Source organism: Variovorax sp. 01N425 (assembly GCF_056399465.1).
Genome location: NZ_JBFTRJ010000034.1, coordinates 1 through 23,639 on the forward strand (window position 1 = coordinate 1; position 23,639 = coordinate 23,639).

General features: G+C 63.2%; 12 protein-coding genes and 1 pseudogene. 11 read left to right on the top strand and 2 right to left on the bottom strand.

Going from position 1 to position 23,639, the window contains the following annotated elements:
• The 10 genes and pseudogenes from AC1DSC_RS32025 to AC1DSC_RS32070 all read left to right on the top strand — a co-directional run.
• The coding region (locus AC1DSC_RS32025; protein ID WP_478132031.1) for a tandem-95 repeat protein at positions 1-2,318 on the top strand (2,318 nt) is incomplete at its 5' end.
• Between the two features lie 72 nt (positions 2,319-2,390).
• The gene (locus AC1DSC_RS32030; RefSeq protein ID WP_018907487.1) at positions 2,391-3,725 is read left to right on the top strand and encodes a TolC family outer membrane protein; all 1,335 of its coding nucleotides are present in this window, start codon (positions 2,391-2,393) and stop codon (positions 3,723-3,725) included.
• A complete protein-coding gene (locus AC1DSC_RS32035; protein WP_436288012.1) occupies positions 3,722-5,914 on the top strand; it encodes a type I secretion system permease/ATPase in 2,193 nt (730 codons plus the stop codon). The genes AC1DSC_RS32030 and AC1DSC_RS32035 overlap by 4 nt, the downstream gene beginning before the upstream one ends.
• Complete coding sequence (locus AC1DSC_RS32040; RefSeq protein WP_015867364.1) at positions 5,911-7,143, top strand: beta-barrel domain-containing protein; 1,233 nt, start codon at positions 5,911-5,913, stop codon at positions 7,141-7,143. The genes AC1DSC_RS32035 and AC1DSC_RS32040 overlap by 4 nt, the downstream gene beginning before the upstream one ends.
• Positions 7,144-7,202: 59 nt before the next feature.
• On the top strand, positions 7,203-7,646 hold the full coding sequence (bamE, locus tag AC1DSC_RS32045; RefSeq protein ID WP_062365430.1) for an outer membrane protein assembly factor BamE domain-containing protein: 444 nt from the start codon (positions 7,203-7,205) through the stop codon (positions 7,644-7,646).
• A 574-nt stretch (positions 7,647-8,220) separates the two neighbouring features.
• Positions 8,221-8,653: pseudogene (locus AC1DSC_RS32050) on the top strand (DUF1016 N-terminal domain-containing protein); the annotation flags it as partial.
• 775 nt (positions 8,654-9,428) lie between these two features.
• Positions 9,429-12,140, top strand: coding sequence for a hypothetical protein (locus tag AC1DSC_RS32055; protein WP_478132032.1), 2,712 nt, complete (start codon positions 9,429-9,431; stop codon positions 12,138-12,140).
• On the top strand, positions 12,137-14,236 hold the full coding sequence (locus AC1DSC_RS32060) for a hypothetical protein (RefSeq protein ID WP_478132033.1): 2,100 nt from the start codon (positions 12,137-12,139) through the stop codon (positions 14,234-14,236). The genes AC1DSC_RS32055 and AC1DSC_RS32060 overlap by 4 nt, the downstream gene beginning before the upstream one ends.
• A gap of 14 nt (positions 14,237-14,250) precedes the next feature.
• The gene (locus AC1DSC_RS32065) at positions 14,251-20,055 is read left to right on the top strand and encodes a DEAD/DEAH box helicase (RefSeq protein ID WP_478132034.1); all 5,805 of its coding nucleotides are present in this window, start codon (positions 14,251-14,253) and stop codon (positions 20,053-20,055) included.
• 172 nt (positions 20,056-20,227) lie between these two features.
• Positions 20,228-21,412, top strand: coding sequence for a DNA cytosine methyltransferase (locus AC1DSC_RS32070; protein ID WP_478132035.1), 1,185 nt, complete (start codon positions 20,228-20,230; stop codon positions 21,410-21,412).
• Positions 21,413-21,438: 26 nt separating this feature from the next.
• Here the strand turns inward: AC1DSC_RS32070 and AC1DSC_RS32075 are convergent, their stop codons facing one another.
• Both AC1DSC_RS32075 and AC1DSC_RS32080 read right to left on the bottom strand, forming a co-directional pair.
• Complete coding sequence (locus tag AC1DSC_RS32075) at positions 21,439-22,332, bottom strand: hypothetical protein (RefSeq protein WP_478132036.1); 894 nt, start codon at positions 22,330-22,332, stop codon at positions 21,439-21,441.
• On the bottom strand, positions 22,329-22,529 hold the full coding sequence (locus AC1DSC_RS32080) for a hypothetical protein (protein WP_478132037.1): 201 nt from the start codon (positions 22,527-22,529) through the stop codon (positions 22,329-22,331). Before AC1DSC_RS32080 ends, AC1DSC_RS32075 begins: the two co-directional genes overlap by 4 nt.
• Before the next feature lie 64 nt (positions 22,530-22,593).
• Between AC1DSC_RS32080 and AC1DSC_RS32085 the strand changes: the two genes are divergently transcribed.
• Positions 22,594-23,010 (top strand): very short patch repair endonuclease, encoded by a 417-nt coding sequence (locus AC1DSC_RS32085; RefSeq protein ID WP_478132038.1) that lies wholly within the window; start codon positions 22,594-22,596, stop codon positions 23,008-23,010.
• Positions 23,011-23,639 lie beyond the last annotated feature (629 nt).

A 23,639-nucleotide genomic window follows, 5' to 3' on the forward strand; every position in this document is an offset into this window, starting at 1 on the left:
GCAACGACAACGGCTACTTCGCCATCGACCCGGTCACGGGCGCGATCAGCCTCACGCCGGCGGGCGCTGCGGCGTTCGTGAACGACTACGAAGCGGGCGCCAACGCCCACGCGCTGGTGGTCGGCGCGAACGACGGCACGGTCACGACGAACATCCCCGTCACGCTCAATGAGCAGAACATCAACGACGCACCGAAGGCGCCCGACTACACCAAGACGACGAACGAAGACACGCCAGTCAGCGGCCAAGTGACTGGCACCGACGTCGATGGCGACACGCTGAGCTACGTGAAGGGCAGCGATCCAGCCCACGGCACGGTCACGGTCAACGCCGATGGCACCTACACCTACGTGCCCGGTGCCAACTTCAACGGCACCGACAGCTTCACCGTCACGGTGAGCGACGGCCACGGGGGCACGACCACCAGCACGGTGAACGTGACCGTCAACCCGGTGAACGACGCGCCATCGGCCACGGTGAACAACGCAGAAGCCGTCTCCGAGGGCAGCCTGCCCGGCGGCATTCCGGCTGCGGGAGAGCCGCCGCTGCAATCGACCGGCACCATTTCCATCGCGGACCCGGACGGCGCGGCCGGCGACCTGTCGGTGTCGCTGAGTGGCCCCAACGGCGTCACCTCCGGCGGCCAGCCGGTGTCGTGGACCTGGGACGCGGGCACGCACACGCTCACGGGCAGCGTCACCGTCGGCGGCGTCACCACCGAGGTGATGACCGTGGCTGTGGGCAATGTCAGCGCCACGGGCGCAGGGCAGTTCGAGGCGGGCTACACCGTCACGCTGAAGGCGCCGATCGACCATCCGCCGGGCAACGGCGAAGGCGTGTCGAACCTGCACTTCGAAGCCGTGGTGAGCGATGGCCAGGCCAGCGGCGCGCCGGTGGGCTTCGAGGTGCCCGTCAAGGACGATGCGCCGGTGCTCGTGAACGGCGAGCAGGCCGTCGACGTGGCGCCGATCGATACCAACCTCATGGTGATCCTGGACCTTTCCGGGAGCATGGGGCAGGAAACCCCGACACGCCTCAGCCGTGCGAAAGAGGCGATCCAGAATCTGATCGACGGCTACGACCTGTACGGCGACGTGCGGGTGCAGCTCGTCACCTTCAGCACGACCGGGGCCTCGCAGCAGGCCTGGATGACGGCGGCCGAAGCCAAGGCGCTGGTGCAGAACCTGCAGGCCGCTGGCAGCACCAACTACGACGCGGCCCTGGCTGCGGCGATGAACGGCTTCTCGGCCACCGGCAAGCTGGACGGGGCCCAGAACGTGTCCTACTTCCTCACGGACGGCGAGCCGACCCTGGGCGACGGCAACACGGCGCAGTTGGCGAACAGCAGCAACAGCAGTACGGCCGACAGGGGCATCCAGGCCGGGGAAGAAGCGATTTGGACGAACTTCCTCAACACCCACCAGATCAACTCGTTCGCACTGGGCCTGGGCTCGAGCCTGAACGCGGAGGCACAGGCTTTCATCGACCCCATCGCCTACAACGGCAACACCGGCGCGAACACCAATGGCCAGATCATCACCGACACGAGCCAGCTGAACGACGTGCTGCAAGGCACGATCAGCGTGCCGCCCACCGTCAGCAATCTGCTGACCGGCGGCCTCGGCGGCTCGTCGGGCTTCGGTGCCGACGGCGGCCATGTGTCCACGCTGAGCATCGACGGCACCACCTACGCCTTCGACAGCAGCACCGGCCTGATGACGAAGACCGGCCCCGCCGCCGGCAGCGACTACAGCTACGACGCGGCGACGCACCAGGTCACCATTGCCACGGCGCAGGGCGGCAAGCTGGTCGTGGACTTCGACTCGGGCGAGTTCAGCTACCAGGTGGCACCGCGCACCAGCGGCTCGCACAACTACGACGAGACGCTCAGCTACCAGGTGGTCGACCGCGACGGCGATGCGAGCAACGCGGCCACGCAGACGCTGCACGTCAACTACACGCCCGCAGCGGGGGCGGCAGCGCTGCTCTTCACCTCGGCCGACTCGCTGGGGCTGGCCGGCGTCGACGCAGCGACGGTGTCGCTCGAGCAGCAGCAACCGCACGACGCGCCGCATTCCCCCTACGGCGACAGCCCATGGGGCGGCACGCAGCTGTCCGACATGCTGCATGCCTACAACGCGGCCGAGTCGCTGCAGGTGCTGCTGCAAGCCGCGTTCCCGCCGGCCTTTGCGAGCACGCAGGCATCGCCCACGGTGCTGGCCCTGGCGTCGTCGGCCGACTCGCTCACGGCCTACGCACCGCCCGTGGCCCCTTCGCTCGACGACGAGCTTCACATGGGCCTCGCGTTTCACCACTGACCCACCGGGGCGTCGGCGCCGCTTGCGGCGTCGACGCCTTGTGGTCCACACGCTGTCCGCACGTTCTTACGCATGTCTGCTTCCCGTCTTCTTCCGTCCGCCGCCGCGGGCCTTTTCTTCCTGCTCGCCGGAACGGGGGCGTTTGCGCAAGCGAGCGCCGCCACCCCGCTGGGCATGGCCGAGGCCGTGCGCCTGGCCGCCACATCGCACCCGACCGTGCGCAACGCCGTCGGGCAAGCGCTGCAGGCGGGCGAGGGCATTGCGGATGCGCGCTCGGGCTACTACCCGCAGGTCAGCGCGGGCCTCAGCGCACGCACGGGCAACCGGCAGTTGCAGGCCGACGGTCGCCGCCAGGTGCACCAGGCCTCGCTGTCGGTGACCCAGATGCTGTACGACTTCGGCAAGGTGTCGAGCGCCGTGAACGAGGCCGAGGCCTCGGCCACGGCCGCGCGCGCCAAGCTGCTGTTGGCGGTCGACGACGTGGTGCGCGACACCGCCCAGGCATGGATCGAAGTGCATCGCCAGCAGGCGCTCGGCGAAATCGCGCAGGCCCAGGTGAAGGGCGTGCAGTCGCTGGCCGGCCTGGTGGGCGAGCGCCAGGCCAAGGGCGCCACCAGCCAGTCCGACGTGGCACAGGCGCAGTCGCGCCTGGAGGCCGCGCGTGCCCAGCAACTCAACACCGCGTCCCAGGCCGAGCGCTGGCGCCTCAACCTCATGCATCTGACCCAGGGCCGCATGCCGGTCGACATTGCCGGCGAAGCGTCGGCGCCGCTCGCGAGCGCCTGCGCCGCGCACCCGCAGACGGCCTTGCCCGCACCGGCCGTGCAGATGGCGCAGGCCGAGCGCGACATGGCACAGGCCGCGCTGCGCGGTGCCGATGCGCAATTGCTGCCCACGCTGTCGCTCAACGCCGGCGTCAACCGGGGGCTCGAATCGGGCGCGCGGCTTGCCGGCCAGTCCGGCACCGAAAGCACGCTCACCGTGAACTTCAGCGCGCCGCTGTACGAAGGCGGGCGCAGCCAGGCCCGCCAGCGCGCCGCCGTGCACGCGGTCGAAGCGGCCGAGGCCGCGCTGGGCTATGCACAGCTCAACGTGCGGCAGCGGCTCGAAGACGCGCGCGTGCAATCGCAAGGCCACGCGCTGCGCCTGCCCGTGCTCGCCGCGCGCGTGCACAGCACGCAGCGCACGCGCGACCTGTACCGCGAGCAGTACCTGCAGCTGGGCACGCGCTCGCTGCTCGACCTGCTCAATGCCGAGCAGGAGTTCCACGGCGCGCGCTTCGAGCAGGCCGAGAGCGCGCACGAAGTGCAGCGCCTCGCGGTCGAGTGCCTGTACCAGTCGGGCCGCCTGCGCGAAGCCTTCGGGCTGGTCGATGCGGGCGAGCTCGTGGCCGGAGGCCAGCCATGACCGCCACCACGATGCCCGAGCTTTCTGCCGCGCGCGGCCCCGAGCTGCTCGCCGGCTGGGTCGACGCCGTGCTGGCCGTGGCCGCCCACTACCACCTGGACACCTCGCGCGAGCGCATCCGCGGCGCTGCCGCGTGGAGCGGCCAAGAAGACATCGGCGAGCGCGTGCGCCAGATGGCCCGCCAGGCCGGGCTCACCGTGCGCCAGGTCGCGCCGCGCCTGGACACCCTGAGCCCCTGGCGGCTGCCCGTGGTGCTGCAATTGCGCGACGGACAGGTGGCCGTGGTCACCGCCATCTCGGCGCAGGGCCTGCGCGTGATGCTCGGTGGCGACCAGGGCGCGGAAACCGTCTGCACGATCGACGAGCTGCAGCCCGCGCTCGAAGCCATGGCCGTGCTGCGGCCCGCGCAGTCCGCACCCGACTCGCGCGTCGATGCCTACATCCGCCCCGTCGAGCCGCACTGGCTGCGACAGATCGTGCTGGCGGACTGGCGGCCCTACGCCCACATCCTTGTCGCATCGCTCGCCTACAACCTGATGGCGCTGGCCGGCACGCTGTTCTCGATGCAGGTGTACGACCGCGTCGTGCCCGCGCAGTCGCTGCCCACGCTGCATGTGCTGTTCGGCGGCGTGCTGCTGTCGATTGCGTTCAGCTGGGTCATGCGCGGCGCGCGCATGCGCATCACCGACGTGGTGGGCAAGCGCGCCGATCTGCGCATTTCGGACCGCGTGTTCGGCCACGCGCTGCGCGTGCGCGGCTCGGCGCGCCCGCGCGCCACCGGCACCTTCATCTCGCAGCTGCGCGAGTTGGAGCCCGTGCGCGAAATGCTCACGTCGACCACCGTGGCGGCGGTGGCCGACCTGCCGTTCTTCTTCGTGTTCTGCGTGCTCTTCTGGTTCATTGCCGGCTGGCTCGTGCTCGTGCCGCTGGCCGCGTGCGTGCTGCTGCTCGTGCCCAGCCTGCTGGCGCAGCCGCGCCTGCGCGCGCTGGCCCAGGCGGGCATGCGCGAATCGTCGCTGCGCAACGCCATGCTGGTCGAGGCCGTGCAGGGCATCGACGACATCAAGGTGCTGCAGGCCGAGCTGCGCTTCCAGAACCAGTGGAACCACTACAACGCCGTCAACGCCGACTCGGGCCTGCAACTGCGCGCGCTGCTCAACACCCTGAGCAACTGGTCGCAGACCGTGCAGGGCGGCGCCTTTGCCTTCGTCGTGTTCTTCGGTGCGCCGCTGGTGATGGACGGGCAGATGAGCACCGGCGTGCTCGTGGCCGCATCGATTTTGTCGACCCGCATGCTCGCGCCGCTGGCCGGCGTGACGCAGGTGCTCAACCGCTGGCAGCAGGCCAAGGTGGCCGGCGAATCGCTCGACCAGCTCATGAAGCTCCCGGTCGACCACCCGCCCCATGAGACGCGCGTGCACCGGCCCGCCGTGCAGGGCGACTACACGCTGCGCGACGCCGTCTTCAGCCACGACGGCCAGACCACCGCGCTGCACGTGAAGGCGCTGCACATCGGCCCTGGCGAGCGCATTGCCGTGCTCGGGTGCAACGGTGCGGGCAAGTCGACGCTGCTGCAGGCGCTGTCGGGTCTCATCGAACCGCGCGCGGGCAGCGTGGTGCTCGACGGCGTGTCGATGGCCCACATCGACCCCGCCGACGTGCGCCGCGACGTCGGCCTGCTCGCGCAAGACGCGCGCCTGTTTCACGGCACCCTGCGCGAGAACCTGCAGATGGGCACGCCCCATGCCACCGACGCCGAACTGATCACCGCCCTGCAAGCCACCGGCGCCTGGGCCTTCGTGCGCCGCCTGCCCACCGGGCTGGACCATCCGCTGCTGGAAGGCGGGCGCGGCCTCTCGGGCGGGCAGCGCCAGAGCCTGCTGCTCGCGCGGCTCATGCTGCGCCGCCCCAGCGTGCTGCTGCTCGACGAGCCCACCGCCTCGCTCGACGAAGTGGCCGAGCGCGAAGTGATCGAACAACTGCGCGCTCTGTCCGCAGGCCGCACGCTGGTGCTGGCCACGCATCGCCCGGCCGTGCTCGATGCGGTGGACCGCATCCTCGTGGTGGACGGCGGCGCCGTCGTGCTCGACGGGCCGCGCGACCAGGTGATGGCGCGGCTGCGCCAGGGCGCGGCCGCATCGCGCGAGACAACGGCCCTCGCAGGCCGTGGCAAGGAGGCACAGGCATGAACGCCGTGACATTGACCAAGGCACCGGTGCCTGCGCAGGTATCCACCGCCACCGTGTGGGGCCCCGGCGGCGCCGGCGACTTCGACGAGGCGCGCGCCAGCGGCTCCGCGCGCGTCGTGTGGTTCATCGCGCTCTTTCTGCTCGCGTTCTTCGTGTGGGCCTGGTGCTTCGAGATCGACGAAGTGTCCAGCGGCATGGGCAAGGTGATTCCCAGCTCGCGTGAGCAGCGCATCCAGTCGCTCGAAGGCGGCATCCTTGCCGAGCTGCGCGTGCACGAAGGCCAGATCGTCGAGAAGGGCGAGGTGCTCGCGCAGCTCGACCCGACGCGCGGCGAATCGAGCGTGGAAGAAACCGCCGCGCGCTACCGCGCCGCACTGGCCAGCAGCGTGCGCCTGCGCGCCGAGGTGGAAGGGCATAGCACCCTTCAGTTCCCCGCCGAGCTGAAGGCGTACGCGCAGCTGGTCGACTCCGAAAGCGCGCTCTTCCGCTCGCGGCAGGGCAGCATGCGCGACACCGTTTCAGGCCTGGGCCAGGCGCTTGCGCTCGTGCGCAAAGAGCTCGACATCACCCGCTCGCTGCAGGTGAGCGGCGCGGCCAGCAACGTCGAGCTCATCCGCCTGCAACGCCAGGCCGCCGATCTGGAGCTGAAGATCTCCGAGGCGCGATCGAACTACATGGTGCGCAGCCGCGAAGAACTCGCCAAGGCCGATGCCGAGGTGAAGTCCTTGTCGTCCGTGGTGCGCGGGCGTGCAGACTCGCTCGAGCGGCTCACCCTGAACTCGCCCGTGCGCGGCATCGTCAAGAGCTTGCAGGTCACCACCATCGGCGGCGTCGTGCCGCCCAACGGCTCGCTCCTGACCCTGGTGCCGCTGGACGACCAGTTGCTGGTCGAAGCGCGCATCTCGCCTCGCGACATCGCCTTCATGCGGCCCGGGCAGGAGGCGCAGATCAAGGTCACCGCCTATGACTACGCCGTGTACGGCGGCCTCAAAGGGCGTGTGGTGACCATCGCACCCGACACGCAGCGCGACGAGGTCAAGCCCGAGATCGTCTACTACCCCGTGCTCGTGCGCACCGACTCCGACGCACTGACCGACAAGGCCGGCCGCCGCATGCCCATCGTGCCTGGCATGGTGACCACCGCCGACATCCGCACCGGCCGCAAGACCGTGTGGGACTACCTGACCAAGCCGCTGAACAAGGCGCGCGAAGCCATGCGCGAGCGCTGATTCGCGCGCGCTCATTCATCTCTCCCAAGAATCCCATCCGACCCAAGAGGAAGCCAGCCATGAAAAAGACCCCGCACGCATCACCCACCGTTGCCGCCTTCGCGCTCGCCGCCGCGCTGCTCGGCACCGCCACCCATGTGGCGGCGCGCGATAACCCTGTAGACCCCGTGAGCAACCCCGACAAGCTGGACTATCGCGACGTCGAGGCGCGCCGCCCTGACTTCAAGGAGCCCTTTCTGCGCGACGGCATCGTGTCGCGGCCCGAGCGCTTTCGCGAGATCAAGCCCGGGGTCAATCAGGCCCAGGTGCTCGCCGTGCTCGGGCAGGCGCTGAGGCAGCAGCGCGGCGCGCTCGGCACTGAGTGGGACTACCAGTTCAAGTTCCAAATGCCGCAATCGGCCAACTACCTCGTATGCCAGTACAAAGTCGTGTTCGACGACGGCCAAACCGTACGCAGCGCCGCGTGGCGCCGTCGGCAATGCCTGGACCTGATCCCGCACTGAACTGCCGGCCGGCGATCGGGCCGTCGACCCGCTACGCCCAGGAGCGTGCGGGTTTTTGATGTGGGGTGAGACGCCGTGACTCGGGTCTTTGGTGCTTCGACAGGAATCGCAGGTATGTCAAAAATCCGCATGGATATTGGATTCCTTGGACTGAAAGAAAAAAGATACCGACAAAAGTACCGATAAATTTCAATGCATGGCTTGGATGCATCGTATGGGACGCTTGGAGCCCGATTTTGTCGACGCTGCGGTCGACGGGCCTGCACATGGCGTCTCCGCCCGAAGAGCTTGCCGTCGCCGATGATGGTCGGCGGCGGCGTGTATCCCGCGTCTTCCATCGCGGAGCGGTACTGATCTTCGGCGTTCATGTCGAACCGCCGATCTGCGCCAGGAACGCGCGCGCCGCATCGAGCGTGGGCAGAAACTTGATCATGCCCCAGCCGCGAGCAGATCGCGGCGGGTTTTTTCAAGAGGATGCGCGTACGTTGGTATCTGTTTCTCCTTTCGACCCGGCCCGAAGCAGCTGGCCAGCGAGGGGGGCGGTGGGATCCAGCCCCAGGCCACCATTTTTCTTGCGAGGAACGTCAATTCATTGGTGACGGCAAGCTACTGCAGGTCGGTCGCCGCATCGTCGAAGCCGTGCAGAAAGGCGAGCGGCGAGCGGGCTATGGCGACACTGATCGGGCGGCTTTCATTTGACCTGACGGGGCAATTCGGTTCGAGGGTTCAGCCGTCAGAACTTGCAACAGATCGCTCGTTCTTTCTTGCTTGGCCGATTCGTCAGACAGGGTCTGGCGAATCTCCCTCGCTGCTGGCGCAAGAGCATCGCTTTTTCACGCAACCTTGGTGCTGCGATGTCCGCTTGCTCGCGGTCAAGGACAGGTAGCGCCCGCCGGTTCTATGAAACGTCAGCGCCGGGCGGAGGCTGGAGCGTGCGCCAGCTTGATCGCCAAATCAGTAGGCCAGTGTACGAGCGTACGGCGCTGTCTAGAAACGCGGCGGCAATGCAAGTGAACTCGATCCATGCTGGTCTAGCGGCACTCAGCGCGGGGGCAGTAAAGGTTTGGCAACTCGTCGCAGCGCGCCTCGTGCAAGGTTCCTAAGGGCCGTACCAATGCGCCTAGTTGAATCGAATGGAACCCTCCGCGCTTCGGCAGACGTATCGCTCTCAAAAAGGACCAAGGCGGCCGTCGATAGTTTTGCATTGGTGTTTCATTGGGTAACATGAGGAGGAAAAGCAAAAAATGGGGTCGCGCTTGATGCAGGGCACGGTCGATTGCGCCGCCTATCTGCGGCTGTCGTCGTAGTGATGATCGCGTGCGTTCGCGCTTCCCCGCATTCTTGTTAGGACATGACCGCCGTGCCTACGCCATCGCGACCTGCAGATATGAACGACGAACGGCGGCAGAGCCGTGTCGACATTGCGAGCGTCAAGTGGGAAGACTCGGATCAGATCCAACACGGCGCTCCAGCTGCGAATTCGAGTGGCCGGCCTCATCGTCGACATCAAGCCTTTAACGACCCATCGAGGCGTTCCTTGCGCATGCAGCCTGCGCACTTGACGACGTCGATGCGCGGCAACTGGAGAAAACCAGCACTCACTGGCTGCGACATTCGTATGTCTCTCCCGTGCACCGGGGGAGGGAGGGACAGAAAGGGCGGGGCACTAGCCCCTGAAAACAAATCTGGACGTGCTTCGGTGGGAACGACATGGATACTGACCACCCAGAGGGACTTGAGGCTCGCCGTGACAGGAGAATATTCGATTAGGGAGTCAGCATCGTGAAGAGCGCAACGACGGTTGTCGGCCAGCGTGGCGAATCGATCAACACCGAAGTCGAAAGACGTCTGGTCGCGCACTATCTGAGGAGCGACGGCCACTTCGGTAGCGCACCGCTCCGATTCATCGACGCTACGACTAACCAATTGCGTGAAGCGCTGGAATGCCAAGGCGACCCTCTCCTCCCTCTGACGGCGGCCTGCGGTCCAGCGAATGAGGCCGAACATCTTTACGCCCGCGGCTTCTCGGGCACGTGGGCGGATAAGGACAGTCCTGGATACTTTCGCTTTCTCGTCCTCACCTGCGCTGTGTCTGCCAGCGCCGTAACGAATAGCGATACCAGAAACTTTCGCGTCAATCTTGCTCGCGCCTTCAACCGCCACGATCCATTCCACGACCTCACCGCGTTGCCAACGTTGTGGAAGAGGCTACAGCTGTGGTGCGCCCAAAAGCGAAAGGCGGGCATACCGCTGCGCGAAGTGACGCTCACCAACGGAACGGGATATCGAATCGTCGGATACACGCACGCAATGACGTTTCCAGCATGGAGAGACGTGCTTCGGCTTCGGACGCTCTCCGCGAAGGAATCCGCCCCTCGCATCGGCTCGAATATCGATCGAGAATCGCTCAGGCTGGCAAGAATCGTCCAAAGCAGCGGGGCTTTCGAGGGTCCCATGCTTCGTGTTGCGAACGAATACGTCAAGTATCACCAAGCAGGCGCCTCGCTGCTTTCGACGCATCCTTTTCGCGCTGCGGCTCTCGCGGCGATCCAAGCGAAAAATCCGCGAGCAAAGAAGTCCAATCCATCGATCCGTATTGAGCTTCGGATTCAGCTCGAAGTTGAGGATGCCGAGCTGACTGTCCGGATAAATTGGGAGAGCAGCCATGAACCTACGGATGAAAGCGACGACGATCTCGTCGGCTCGCCGCAAGAAGTGGTGAAGCAACTCCCGACATGGCTCGGTAGTGTCGGCAATGGCCATGTGCAATCGCCACTACTTTCCCTCCTGCGCATAGGTGTCGTTCCCATGTTCGAGGAGCGGTTCGGCCTATGGGTAGCGGGGGAACGCATTCCGGCAGCCCCCACGCGGTGTCGGGTACTGTGGCATGCGGATGCCATCGGGCCTATTCGCAAGCTGCAAGCGCGTAGCCATCGGTTGTGCGACCGATGGCGTTTGACCGAAGTGCTTTCGCAGACCGAGGTAGGCTACGTTCTGGAGGCCCTGCCGCTTGGACCTAGTCCTAAGTCGGTGGATCTCCTCCGGCTCGGTGGCGGATTCGAAACGGCGAGCGGTTATCTCGGGCGCGGCACCCTCTTGCCGCGCGTCTGGGTCCCACCGACCGGCCGACTTTCTTTGAGCGCCGTGTCTGCGGAAGAGACGTCGATTGTCTTGAAAGATGCAGGCGAGGGATGGTACGTACTCGAGTCGAGCGCTCCTGTGGAGGGCCAGTTTCGATTTCGCGTTGAAGAACGCATCGAAGGCGCCGAACCGCTCTCTCAAGAGCGCGTCGCGTCATTTGTTTCCGACGCACCTGAGCACCTTGAGTATCGAGAACCTAATCCGCAGCGATGGGAGATGGTGCGAGAAACCGTCGCGGGTGCCACGCCGTTCACCGTAGCCTCAACGCAACCCATCGTCCCAGTCAGATCCTGCTGCACGCGACTCGACACTCGGTACGAAGACTTGCTCGAAGCTCTGTATGCCCGTGGCAAAGCCGGCTGGTCCGAATTCGAGTTGGTCGCCCTGTTTAAAGGCATCCTCGGCTCCGACTCTCCTTCCCCCTGGGACCTACTTCGGTCACTGGAGGAGAGCGGATGGCTACGCTGTATTTACGCAGTATCTTGGGGTGTGCGTCGTTGGTGGCTCGTCCCGCCACATTTGCTGTCGGCGTCAGCCGCGAGCGATTGCGTCGTACTCGGGGGATCGACGACGGCGGCCATACGCTCAAGATTCGTTGGAACTGCCCGACGCTTGGGTGCGGAAATCAGCGAGCATGAAGGCGTCGGCCCGTACAGCCCCTCGATCTTGTTTGCTCGTGGCGTCTCGGCGGATAACCTTGCAAGCGAGACCGGCTGGCCCATCGCGAATGGGATGGGGGAAGCGACTCCTTCTGCACCTGCCTGTTGGCCGAACGACGGTTGTGATCCGGCCAGTCACGAACTCGTCGCGAGTTGGAGCTGGTCCGATACCAAATTCTCGAAGCCCGATCAAGGCACTAGGACAGGCGTGACGATCGATCGATTCAGAAGACAACGTGGTGACCGTCGAGACGTCTTCCGGGTATCAAGTGAGAGTGAAAGAGATTGGGTCGGATGGAGCCGAGTCGTCGCGATCGCCGAGGCGTACCGTCGAGCCCAACGGCACTTCCTGAATGTCGAAGATCGATTGCTGGTTCGCGTTCCTTTAGTTGGGCACCTTCCCCTTGCGATAGCCAACCGGATTGGTCTGATGGCTCTCCGCTTCGGAGGGCCCGTCCCGGGCCAAGATGGCTGGCGATACGCCTACGCGCGCAGCATTTGTGGCGTCGCGTCGATTCGCAGCGTGCTCGGTCAATGCTTCGTCCTGGATAGCGCGGAGCACACGGTGATTGACCCTCATCATGCGATGCAAGCGCTGGGATTGGCGAGGCATCGCCCGCATGTGCGAGCGGGCACGGTACTGGCCGGGGTTCGCTATGCGAGGCAAACGACACTGAAGAAAGAAAACCAATGACGGAGATGTATTTGGGCACGGTGTGGCTGTCGAACGCGAAGATCGCGCGCCTGTTGCCCGTCGCGACGTATGCAGGCGGCAAATGGACGTCGATCAGAGAATCCGTCACTAGTTTTCCGCCAGAGGGCAAGGTTCTCGCCGTCAAGAGCGAGCTGATCCATGTTTCCGAACACAGCGTATGGTCGTTTCGGACGCGCGAGAACCCAGTTGCGGACAAAGATCGGCTGTTGGCCGAAGACCTCGTTCGCGCCACTCCGATCGTGGATCTCTCTTCGCTCACCCTCGAACAAGCTCGACGTGCGCTCTATGAGACTGGTATTGAGCTGCCGCGGGGGTCGGACGGGCATGTAGTCGTCTTGCTAGAAGAAGGTTTGATGGCCGAGCAACGGGTCTCTTTCGACAGACCATCCGGGCGGTGGCGAGGAACTCCTCCCAACTCTCCGGTGGTGCTAGCACGCGCGCCTCGCCTTGTCCTTGAAGCGCCTCAAGTTCAAGGCCAGAGATTTCTCCCCAACCGAACCACATTGAAGTGGGAGGCGTTGAAGAAGGTCGATTGGTCGAGCGACGCGGACTTCGTGGAGCACACATTCAACAGGTTTCGCCGCATTTCTAGGAACCTCGGGGATACATCGCACGGACTGCCTGCCAAGAGCGCTGTGCAATATGTCGCTCGAACATTGCGCGACTCAGGCTTGCTGTCCGGAGACGAGGAGATCGTTCAGAACCTCGACCGACTGAAGGCGCAATGGCCGCGTATCGAGAGAGCACTCGGTGCAGCCGAGGGACTCATCGAAGCCGTCCTTGAGACGGGGGCGGCTAGGGCGGCGATCGCATCGGCCATCCAAGACGGCGTTGACATCGCCGCGGGCGCAATGCGAACAGAGGTCGAGCAGATGGTTCGTCGGGAGGCTGAAGTAGAACTGGCGGAACTGACGCGCAAGCGCGACGAACTGCTTGAGGAAATCGCCTTTCGAGAAAGAGAAGCCCGACAACTCGAAGCCGCGCGATTGAAGGCACAAAAGAGTTGCCGTGAGGCAACCGACGCGCTCGACGGCTTGCATGAGAGCATCGACGCCGAGGTTGCCAGATTGCGGCAGGTCTTCGAGGAATCTTCAGCCACCGAGCTGGTCTATGCACGGGATATCGCCGCACGGCTCGAAACGGCGTCGAAGATCGACGGGGCCGGCCGCGATCCAGTGCTCTTTCCGACGGCCCTGCCGCCGTGGTCAGCGGGCGAGGAAGCAAGAAGCGTCGAGGCTGTGCTGCCTCAGAAGCTGGGCGACCGCTTGCGGCTCGAATCCGATGCAGCTGGTATCGAAGCGGCAGATCTGGGGCTTCTAGACGGATTTGTGCGTGCGGGCGAGTTCGTCGTCCTGGTCGGTAGGGCCCGTGAACGCGCGGTGATGGCTTACGCGAGAAGCGTGTCGGCGGGGAGGATACGGGCGATGACGTTGGACGCGACGGTCGTCGGACTCGACGACCTGTGGCGGATCCCTGGAACTCAGCTTCCTACCGCTTTGGCCTTCGCATGGACGGCTGCATCTGCTGCTCCGCGGCAAACGTTTTTGGTGTGTCTGCGCGGCTTGGAGGGCGCCGCCGTACGCACTTGGCTTCCGGCATTGGTAAACGTCTTGCGTTCGGGTATGCGGCCAAGGAATCTATTTTTGCTTGCGACCGCGGACGTGCGGGCGACGACCGAGGGCGGTACTGCGGCGAACCTTGAGGGCTGGCTGTCTAGTTCGGCGGTCGGGCTGTGTCCGCGCGACAGCAATCATGCAGGTTTGACCTTGCTGCATGCGATGGCGCACGAGGCGGCAACGCCAGCGACGGCTTTGCGCCAAGAGGACAAGGCGGATCGGATTCGAGAGTTTCCCCCCAAACTCCTCGCACTCGCGTCTGACAACGATCGAGACCCGTCCACTCTCGTTAGATTGGTTTCGGTGCTGGAGGTGTTGCGCGAGACAGCGACGGACCATGAGTTGGAGCCGCATGCAGCCGCTTGGGCCTCGACTGTTGACACGGGGCGAATCGCTCCGCTCCCGGTCGCATTGCAAAAAGGGTACGAGTCGCTCACTGCACTCCAAGCCGCGAGATAACTAAGGAAATACTCATGTTGGATCCGATGGGTGGCTTCGCCCGGATGCGCGATTTCGTCATCTCCTACCTTGAGACGGCGTTCCGCATACGTGACTCGCAAGTGGCAGAAGCTCGCAGAATGCTTTTCCGCGCCAACGGCACGCTTGCCATCGAGCCACTCTTGGAGCCGGTGCCCAAGTACGAAACGGTCAAAAGCAAGATCGAAGATTTGATGGAGGCTGGAGCCGACGACCCGCTAGCCGACTTCCCGCGCGAGGCACGACGCGCATTCATCGAACTGGTGCTTTCCGGCCTATTTCCCGGGAAACCATCAGGAAGAAAAGACCTACGCCTCAGCAGCCAGTTTTCTCCCTACGTTCATCAATGGGAGATGTTGCGTCGGGGAACTCGCTCGGGTTCCCCGGGTATCGTGACATCCGGCACCGGCTCCGGAAAAACGGAAGCATTCATGCTTCCCGTCTTGGCAACACTGGCAGCAGAGGCGGTTCGATGGCCCGCACCGCGGAAGCCGTTGCGGGGCAGCAATTGGTTCGAAAACGGTAGCGAGTTCGAGCTTCAGCGCGACGCTGAACACGCAGGTCGGCCGAAAGCCGTACGCGCGTTGATCCTATACCCCATGAACGCGTTGGTAGAGGATCAGCTCACTCGGTTGCGGCGAACTCTCGAGTCGAGCGAGGCGCAAACGACGATGGTCGAGCGCTTCAACGGCAACCGCTTGTACTTTGGGCGATATACGAGCGCAGCGCCCGTGACCGGGCATCAACGGCACCCTCGGCGGGACGACACCAACGAGCGGAAGCGCAGAAAACGACGTCTAGACCAGTTGGCCGAGAGAATGAGAGCGATGCAGCGCGACCAGCTGGCGGCCGCTGTGCACGACGAGCGTAGGCGCAGGGCAGCCGAAGAAGGTAAAGAGGATGCATCCGACGCGACGAGGTTTTTATTTCCGTCGGTGCACGGGAGCGAGTTGGTATCGCGGTGGGATATGCAGGCTACGCCGCCGGACATCCTCGTCACGAACACCTCAATGCTCGCGACGATGCTAGCGCGAGAAGTCGAGGCAGGTGTGTTCGAGTCGACTAAGGCATGGCTCGAATCGAACGACGATGCGTATTTCTTCCTCGTGCTCGACGAATTGCATCTGATTCGAGGTTCTTCGGGAATGGAAGTTGTCGGTCTTCTTCGAAACCTTATCGTGCGTCTAGGCCTTGATCGTCGCGAGCATAGACACAAGCTTCGAATTTTGGCGTCCAGCGCATCGTTGCCTGTGGAGGGCGGGCACGCCGATGCGAGCATGCGCTATCTTTTCGACTTTTTCGGACCTTTCGGGACTTTCAAGGGCAGGTCCGACGATGGCTTTGCTTCTGCGACTGACTGGAAAGATGCAGTCGTTGGAGGACACGCCGTGCCTGTCGTCTGCGATGCGTCGTTGCCGCTGTCGAAGGCACCGTTTCGAGCGTTCGCTTCGGAATTGTCGAGCGAAGATGGGGGGTTCGTCGCTTCTGTGCCAAATCGTGACGACAGGCTCGACCGAATTGTTCGCGATGCGGCGGTGGCTCTGAACTGCGGCTCGAAGGAAGTTCAGTCGGCTGAATGGTACGCGGACATTTTTAAGGCCTGTGCTGCAACGATCGCGCAAGGGTGCACGTCCGGGGACAGCGAGATTCCGCGCGCCACTTCGATCGGTCAAGTCACCGAGCGCATCTTTGGAGATCGCAGCGCCGAGTCGTTTCAAGCTTTGCGAGGTCTACTTATCTTGCGAGGTCTGTCGGATCGCACAAAAAACCTATTCGGCGTCGAACCTCCGAACCAGTTGCCGAGCGTTCGTGTTCATACGTTCTTTCGAAGTGTCGAAGGAATGTTCGCCTCGCCCTTACTCGATAAGGATGACAAAGTGGTTTTCGACGGACTGACGGTGGAGCGCGGCACAACCCACGTCACGTGTCGAGACGAGGAGCGTCGTCGGTTGTTCGAGCTGTTGTATTGCGAGGCCTGCGGCGAACTGTTCCTCGGAGGCAGACGAGCAGAGCTAGGGGACGCTACCGAACTGTCAGCGAGTTCCCCCGACCTGGAATCTATCCCCGAGACGGTGGTCTCAAGCAATTTCGAGGCACTGACTCACGAAGAGTATGCGGTGTTCTGGCCGCGCACCTCCTCCGTCGCTGACGACGTCCCTACCGGAGAGCGTTGGGACAGTGCGACAATCGATACTCGAAATAGCGTGTTGCTGTCGGGTGTTGTTCAGGGTTCGGTCAAAGTATCGGGATTGTTGTACAGCTTGGACGCTCGCCGTGTCGCGTCGCACGGGCGAGCGCCGGGATCGGCGGCTCCCCGCTGCTGTCCGGCTTGCGGCACCGACTACAGTAAGCGCAAGTCGGGAATGGGCTCTGCATCGCCTATACGAAGTTTTCGGACGGGCTTCGCAAAGACCTCCCAACTGCTCGCTAGCGAGCTGTTCGATTTGCTTCACGCCAGCGGTTCCGCTGCGAAGTCGGTAGTGTTTTCGGATAGTCGACAAGACGCTGCGCGTGCCGCTTTGGACATCGAACGCCGGCACCATCAGGACATGGTTCGTCAAGTTCTGGTCGAAGCCTTGCGCAGCGCGGCGCGCGCAAGGGCTGCGGTCGACACGTCGGACATAGAGGCGCGCCTCCAGTCTGCGATGACTGCCCGTCGATTCGATGAAGTCGCGAAGCTCAGCGCAGAACTTGACCGCGCGACTCAACCCTTCGACCATCGACGCGTTCCCTTGAGTGAGGTCATGGAAAGCTCCATCGGCGCGGAATCGCGACGCGTTCGCTCGATGCTGCAGCGATGGGTCGATCTCGGCTTGCACCCGACCGACGCCAGCGGCGTCGATAAGGTCGAGGGACGCCCTTGGTTCAGTTGGCTCGCCCTCAAGGGGCCAGGCGACGAGGCGAGTTGGCCTGTCGGCAGTGATGTGGGGACCGCAGGCGACGCTCGCAAGCATATCGTCGATGAACAGAAGCCGTTGGTCTACGAGGTATTGTTCTCAAAAACCTATTTCGCCCTTGAAGAGACTGGCGTAGGCTATCCGTCCACGACCGCGACTCAATCCGCCGAAGCGGATCGATCCGACGCATGGCTGCGAGTATTCGCCGACGCGTACCGTGTCCACGGCAGCCGTTGGATGCAAAGCGATCCGGTCCATTTCGATCGAGGCGCAGAGGTGACTACGTCTCGCCTCAAGAAGTTCGCACGAGCATCGCATCCGGCGGACGCGACTGCGGAGCTTGACCGAGTGTTGGCAGAGCTATCGGTGAGGGGTCATCCCCGCGGCTTGATCGAACTGACGTCGCTGTACGTCCGCCTCAGTGAAGCCGGCGACCCATACTTCCGTTGCGACAATTGCGGACGAGTCCACTTGCACCGCGGGACGGGCATGTGCACACGATGTTGCGTGTCGCTTCCGGAGGTGAAAACCGGGACGGTCGAGGCGTTGTGGGAAGCGAACTTTCTCGCCAGGCGCGTCCAGCGGAAAGGGGGGGAGTCGAACGGCTTTCGTCTGCATTGCGAGGAGTTGACCGGGCAGACCGGGTCCCCCGCGGCTCGACTACGAGCGTTCAAAGGGATCTTCGTGAACGATGGCGACACTCCTGCTGAGGAGTTGAGACGGCGAGTCGACGAGATCGATCTGCTTTCGGTAACGACGACGATGGAAGTCGGAATCGATATCGGAGCCTTGCAGGCCGTATACCAAGCGAACATGCCCCCTCAGCGGTTCAACTATCAGCAACGAGTCGGCCGAGCGGGGCGGCGCGGTCAAGCATTTTCGATGGTCACAACGCTTTGCCGCAGTCGCAGTCACGACCTTCACTACTTTCGCAACCCTGCGGCCATCACGGGCGATCCTCCCCCCCCGCCCTTCTTGACGACCGGCCATCGCGAGATCGCGTTACGAATCGTGCTGAAGGCTTGGCTAACGGCTGCGTTCTCACTGCTGAGGGACGAGGACGGGCCATCGTACCTGGGGGACGACGTCCAGGATACCCATGGCGAGTTCCCGCTTGCTCAAGACATCTATGGGCACGATGGCCGCTGGCGCGCCCGACTCGAAAACGCGCTTCAAGCCACGACTTCCGCGCGAGATGCTGTCCTCGAAGCGTTGGCTGCCGGATCCGGGCAGGACTTGCTCACACTGAGGCGTGAGGTGACCGTCGAAGCCACTTTGTCGCGTGTTTGGGCGCTCGAAGGCGAAGGCAGCAGCAGTCCGCATCCTTTCGGACGATTTCTCGCCGAGTCTGGTCTGATGCCGATGTACGGCATGCCGACTCGGGTCAGACCCATGTACATCGACGTGAAGCTCGGAGACGACGGAGAGCCCAACTTCGAGACGATCGACCGTGATCTGGACCTGGCGATTTACGAGTTCGCACCGGGTAGAACCATCGTGAGGGAGAAGCGGCAGCACGAGCCCGTCGGGCTGTCTCCGGCTCTGCGGCCGCCTCTGGCCGGCCGTGGGCGCGAGGCCTTGGCGATGGGATCTTTGTTCGCCGAAACGCGATACGTCGGGCAGTGCGAGAGCTGTGGCGCATACATGACTTTCGCTTCTCAACCGGTAACGCCTGTCGCTTGCGTCGATTGCGAAGCGGCCATCGAAGCTAAAGCGTTTCGACAGTTCGCAAGCCCCGTGGCGTTCGCATCGAAGTTTCAGACGAGGCCCGTGGAAGAAAACGCGTCGCTTCCGCAGTACCGGCGCGTGATCACAGTGGAGGGTTCCGCGCTTGAAGTACAACGTGTGGCGGGCTCCGATCTGGAATTAGGGGTGACGCAAGATGCTCGGGTACTTCGCCTCAACGCAGGAACTTTGGATCAAGACGGGCAGCCGATCCCGTTCGTGATGGTCGGAGCCGCAAGGCGCGTACGCGCGCCAGGCAACAGGACGTGGGTGTTGCCCGAACAACTTGTCGTAGCAGACGGATTTGACAGCTTCTGGATGGAAAGGGATGGGTCACCAGATATCGAGATTCGTTTGATGGCGCGTAAGCGAACAGACGCTCTCTACTTGTGCGGCCATTCGACACACCCGGGCTTCGACTTGGGTAGGCTCGGACGGCTACCGCCCGGCACCGGCATTCGTGCCGCCGCCGTGAGCGCTACGCAACTGCTGGTGCAACGTGCAGCGCTTGAGCTCGACATAGCGCCAGAGGAGTTCGAGTCTCTGGAACCACGACTCCGGCATGGAAAACCGCTGCTTCAGATCGCGGACTTTCTCGTGAACGGGGCGGGATTCTGCAGGCGACTGGCCGACGGGTCTTCTCCGCTGATTGTCGACCTGCTGCGATCGATGGTCGAAGCGCCAGAGGTAGACCGGCTGGTTGCGCCGTACTTCGACGAGGTGCACCGTCGGCAATGTCGGCAGTCCTGCTATCGGTGTTTGCAGCGGTACGGCAATCGCTCGTATCACGGCTTGTTGGATTGGCGCTTGGGGCTTTCGATGTTGCGCGCGATGTTCGACGCGAGTTGGGCTGGCGGGCTGGACGGCGATTGGGACCACGCGCCCGAGTTGGCAGACTGGCCTTCGATCTCGCGCGAGGCCGCGGTCGCAATGCGTGAGCTTCAACCTGACAGGTACGAAGTCCGTGAGTACGGCCCGCTACGCGTTCCCGCGTTGGTTTCACGGAAGGGACCGCCAAGGCGATTTATTTTGACGCATCCGTTCTGGTCCCACAGCGTCGCGGCTGGGATGGAGAACGACGAACTGACCCCGCATACTGGTGTCATCGACACCTTCGAAGCCAGTCGCCGGCCGCTGCGAGCTTTGAGAACAGCAGGGCGCGCAGGGACCGGCTCGTGACTCTTGGCTGAGCGATGAAAGCAGAGGGCGAGGCGCATCTTCGACGGAGTGGAGAAGCTTTGTCGGTTGCGTCGATATATGTAATTATGTACAGTATGGTCGACGCCGTACCTATCAACTCTGAGCAACACATACATATGCATCAACATATCGAAAATGGTAGGATGCAAACATGAAAGTCGCTGGGCTGTTTGCGGGTATTGGAGGGTTCGAAGTCGGGCTGCGGGATGCCGGTCATGAGGCGGAGCTGCTTTGCGACATCCTTCCGACCGCGCAGGCTGTGCTGCGGCATAGGTTCGAAGACGTGGACGTAGTATCCGACGTTGTCGCACTGGATTCGCTGCCTCGAAGCATCGAGGTGGTAACCGCAGGCTTTCCTTGTCAGGATCTTTCCCAGGCGGGGAGGACTGCTGGGTTGGCAGGCCATCGAAGCGGGCTCATCGGCGAGGTTTTTCGTCTCATTGAGAAACGCAAGCGCAGTCGCAGACCTGTGCATTGGGTCATCGTCGAAAACGTGCCATTCATGCTTCAGTTGGGTGGCGGACGTGCGATGCGCGCGATCGTGGATGAGTTCGAACGCCTCGGCTACCGCTGGGCATATCGCGTCGTCGACAGCAACTCCTTTGCATTGCCGCAGCGGCGAGAACGCGTGTATCTCGTAGCGTCGACTATTGGAGACCCGGCAACTGTTTTGCTGGCCGACGATGAGCCTTTGGTTCGTCCGCAAACCGATCTCGCGGCTATGGCACACGGCTTCTACTGGACCGAAGGCCTTGGGGGACTCGGCTGGGCAGTCGATGCCGTGCCGACGCTTAAGAACGGAAGTACGATTGGGATACCCAGTCCGCCTGCAATTCTTCTGCCCGACGGCAGGGTTGTGAAGCCAGGCATTCGGACGGCAGAGCGACTGCAAGGTTTCGAAGACGATTGGACGGTCGCTGCCGAGCTTGTCGCCAAGCCCTCTGCGAGATGGACGTTGGTCGGCAATGCCGTGAGCGTACCGGTTCCGAGATGGATCGGCAGCCGATTGAGCACTCCGGGAGACTACGATCGTTCGCGCGATCTAGCGTTCCGGCAAGACGGGAAAGCGCCGAAAGCGGCGCGTTTCGACGGGAAAAAGCGCTACGAGGTCGCGATTAGCACGGATCCTCTTGGGCTTCGGTCACCGCCTCTCGCTGCCCTCATGGGCGACGATCACACTCTGCTGTCCAGGCGAGCGACTGCAGGATTTCTCAGTCGAGCTCGGCGGGCGAAACTTCGCTTTCCAGAAGGATTTCTCGAAGCTTTGGACCGGCACCTTGAAGTCGTGGAAGAGCTCGAAGGCGGTCCGGTATCGGACCGAGCTGCGGTGGCCTGATTCGCAAGAAGGTCGATGGAGCGCCGCTAGATCCGAGCGAACCTCGTGCCGTACAGCTGGGCAAGACGCCGCACAAAACGCCCGTAGTGAAAGTCGCTCGTGGAATCGGGCGCCGGCGGACTCTCGTTAATGACTTCGATCGGCGTCCCGTCGTTTTGGCATTTGACGACGACTACACCGACCGCGTCGAAACCATCGTCGCCGACCTTCGAGCGCCGTTGCAGCTTCTCCAGCCCTTCTAGAACAAGCGGTGCGTCCTTTCGACGATGCACGGAAATCCTTGCCGGAATCCTGGACAGATCCCATTCGTTCTTGTCCGGCGACAAGAAGGTCTCGGCGGCGTTGACCAATACGATCGCAGCGGCGATCGCGTCCGTATTGTCGCCATGGATGGTTTGGTGGGAACTGGTGAGTTCGTCGTGCAGGCGAGGTCTGGCTTTCTGATGCGCGGTCATCGCGGCCTTCGCTTCCGTTGCGATCAGCACGGACGACACCCCGGAAAACGTAAGTGCCGGCAGAGCCAGTAGTTCGGCTCGTTCCTGGTCCGTCAGCACTATGCCGTATACCTCCGCGAGCCCAGCGAAATCGACAGCCCGGCGAGCTCCAGCGCGAGAGCCTCCGGCAGACGACAAAGGAGCACGTACGCAAATGACCAAGTCGAGGTTCTTGCGTTTGCGATTTCTGAAATCGTGCATCTCATGGTTTATGCCCATGCCGACCTTCTCTTGTTCGGCATGATCCCTCAAGAGCGAACAGTGGCGCATCAAATCGAAGACGAGCGCCCAGCATGCAATCTTCGAATGGCGATCACTACGGGAGTGGTACTGCCATTGATTGCCGTGCGCGAACCGACTGGTGCCTGTCCCCGACGTGGGGACGGTCAGCGTTCGAGCGAGGATCTCTGGGCCGTACATCGTCATCTGGTGCGCCCACCAATAATTTTCGCTATCCCTTCACGAACGATGTCGCTTATGGTCGTGCTCCGTTCTGCCGCGACAACCTTCAATCGATGCCGTTCTTCCTTGGACAGGATGACCGATATCCGGACCAATTCTTCCGGGTGGTCGGCACTGTGGGCACCGAGTTGATGCGATGCATTGGTCTTTGGTTTGGCCATGGTTCAGAATGCGTATGAACACACATGCATAGATACATAAGTGTAGCCTCGCCGAAAGACAGCCATGAGCGACCTGTTGACCAAGGAGCAGCGTAGCGCCCTAATGGCGAGAGTGCGTCAGGCCGATACGGCACCCGAGCTCCGAGTTCGTCGGATGCTGCACGGGCTCGGATTGAGATTTCGAGTTCACCCCGCCACGCTGCCGGGCCGACCCGATCTCGTTTTCCCGAAGTATCGTGCCGTCGTGTTCGTCCACGGTTGCTTTTGGCACGGTCACACGTGTCGTGCGGGCCGGGCGCCGACCACGAACCAGGACTACTGGATCCCGAAGATCGAGGCGAATCGTGCCAGAGATAGGCGGAAGGCCGGAGAGCTGCAAGCGGCTGGTTGGAGAGTGTTCACCGTCTGGGAGTGCGAAACGAAAGGATCGGGCGCGGAAGCGATCCTCATAGAACTAGCCGCCCGAGTTCGTCGCGACTAGGGCGCAGGGCAGTTGCCTGAGCCAACCCCCTAGGCATTGCCCAACGGTTCCACATCGCCGTCGTTCCTCAAGGTGGTTGCGCCCCAGGTCCGCCCGACAGACTTCCTCGAGAAATTCGCTGTACGACATGGGGGCCGTCAACCGTGGCCGCGCTTTCGATATGTGGCCGGCCCATCCTGGGCGGGCAGTCCCTACTTCGATGAAGCGCAGGTCCGAGCCATTCGGGTCATACAACGCGATGTAGATCCGCTCCAGACGGTCGGGCTCGTCCCATGGATCGATTCGACCGGCGAACGGCCTCAAATGATGGACTCAGGAAGCGAACGACGAGATCTTCGAGCGAGGCTTGGCGGTTGAGCAATCTGGGTCCAAAAAATTCGGGAGATTGCTCGCCCGGCGGAGTGAGGTTCTTCCATTTGTCAGGCGACGCGACAAACTGCCCCCCCGCATTGACTCATCCGAACTTGCTACCGGGTGGGGCTAGGGAAGGTCTGAACAAGTGCATGTTTCTTGCATGATCGAAGCAGGTCATTGACGGAGCGCGCAACGATGAGCCAGATCAGTTTCTCGGACGCGGAGTACGCCGGCAAGCGCAAGAAGACGCGGCGCGAGGTGTTCCTCGAGGAGAT

Excerpts from the sequence above, each read along its gene's own strand:
- AC1DSC_RS32085 (WP_478132038.1), top strand. The coding sequence starts at position 22,594 with ATGAGCGACCTGTTGACCAAGGAGCAGCGTAGCGCCCTAATGGCGAGA.
- AC1DSC_RS32035 (WP_436288012.1), top strand. The coding sequence starts at position 3,722 with ATGACCGCCACCACGATGCCCGAGCTTTCTGCCGCGCGCGGCCCCGAG.
- AC1DSC_RS32065 (WP_478132034.1), top strand. The coding sequence starts at position 14,251 with ATGTTGGATCCGATGGGTGGCTTCGCCCGGATGCGCGATTTCGTCATC.
- AC1DSC_RS32080 (WP_478132037.1), bottom strand. The coding sequence starts at position 22,529 with ATGGCCAAACCAAAGACCAATGCATCGCATCAACTCGGTGCCCACAGT.
- AC1DSC_RS32075 (WP_478132036.1), bottom strand. The coding sequence starts at position 22,332 with ATGACGATGTACGGCCCAGAGATCCTCGCTCGAACGCTGACCGTCCCC.
- bamE (WP_062365430.1), top strand. The coding sequence starts at position 7,203 with ATGAAAAAGACCCCGCACGCATCACCCACCGTTGCCGCCTTCGCGCTC.
- AC1DSC_RS32030 (WP_018907487.1), top strand. The coding sequence starts at position 2,391 with ATGTCTGCTTCCCGTCTTCTTCCGTCCGCCGCCGCGGGCCTTTTCTTC.
- AC1DSC_RS32060 (WP_478132033.1), top strand. The coding sequence starts at position 12,137 with ATGACGGAGATGTATTTGGGCACGGTGTGGCTGTCGAACGCGAAGATC.
- AC1DSC_RS32040 (WP_015867364.1), top strand. The coding sequence starts at position 5,911 with ATGAACGCCGTGACATTGACCAAGGCACCGGTGCCTGCGCAGGTATCC.
- AC1DSC_RS32070 (WP_478132035.1), top strand. The coding sequence starts at position 20,228 with ATGAAAGTCGCTGGGCTGTTTGCGGGTATTGGAGGGTTCGAAGTCGGG.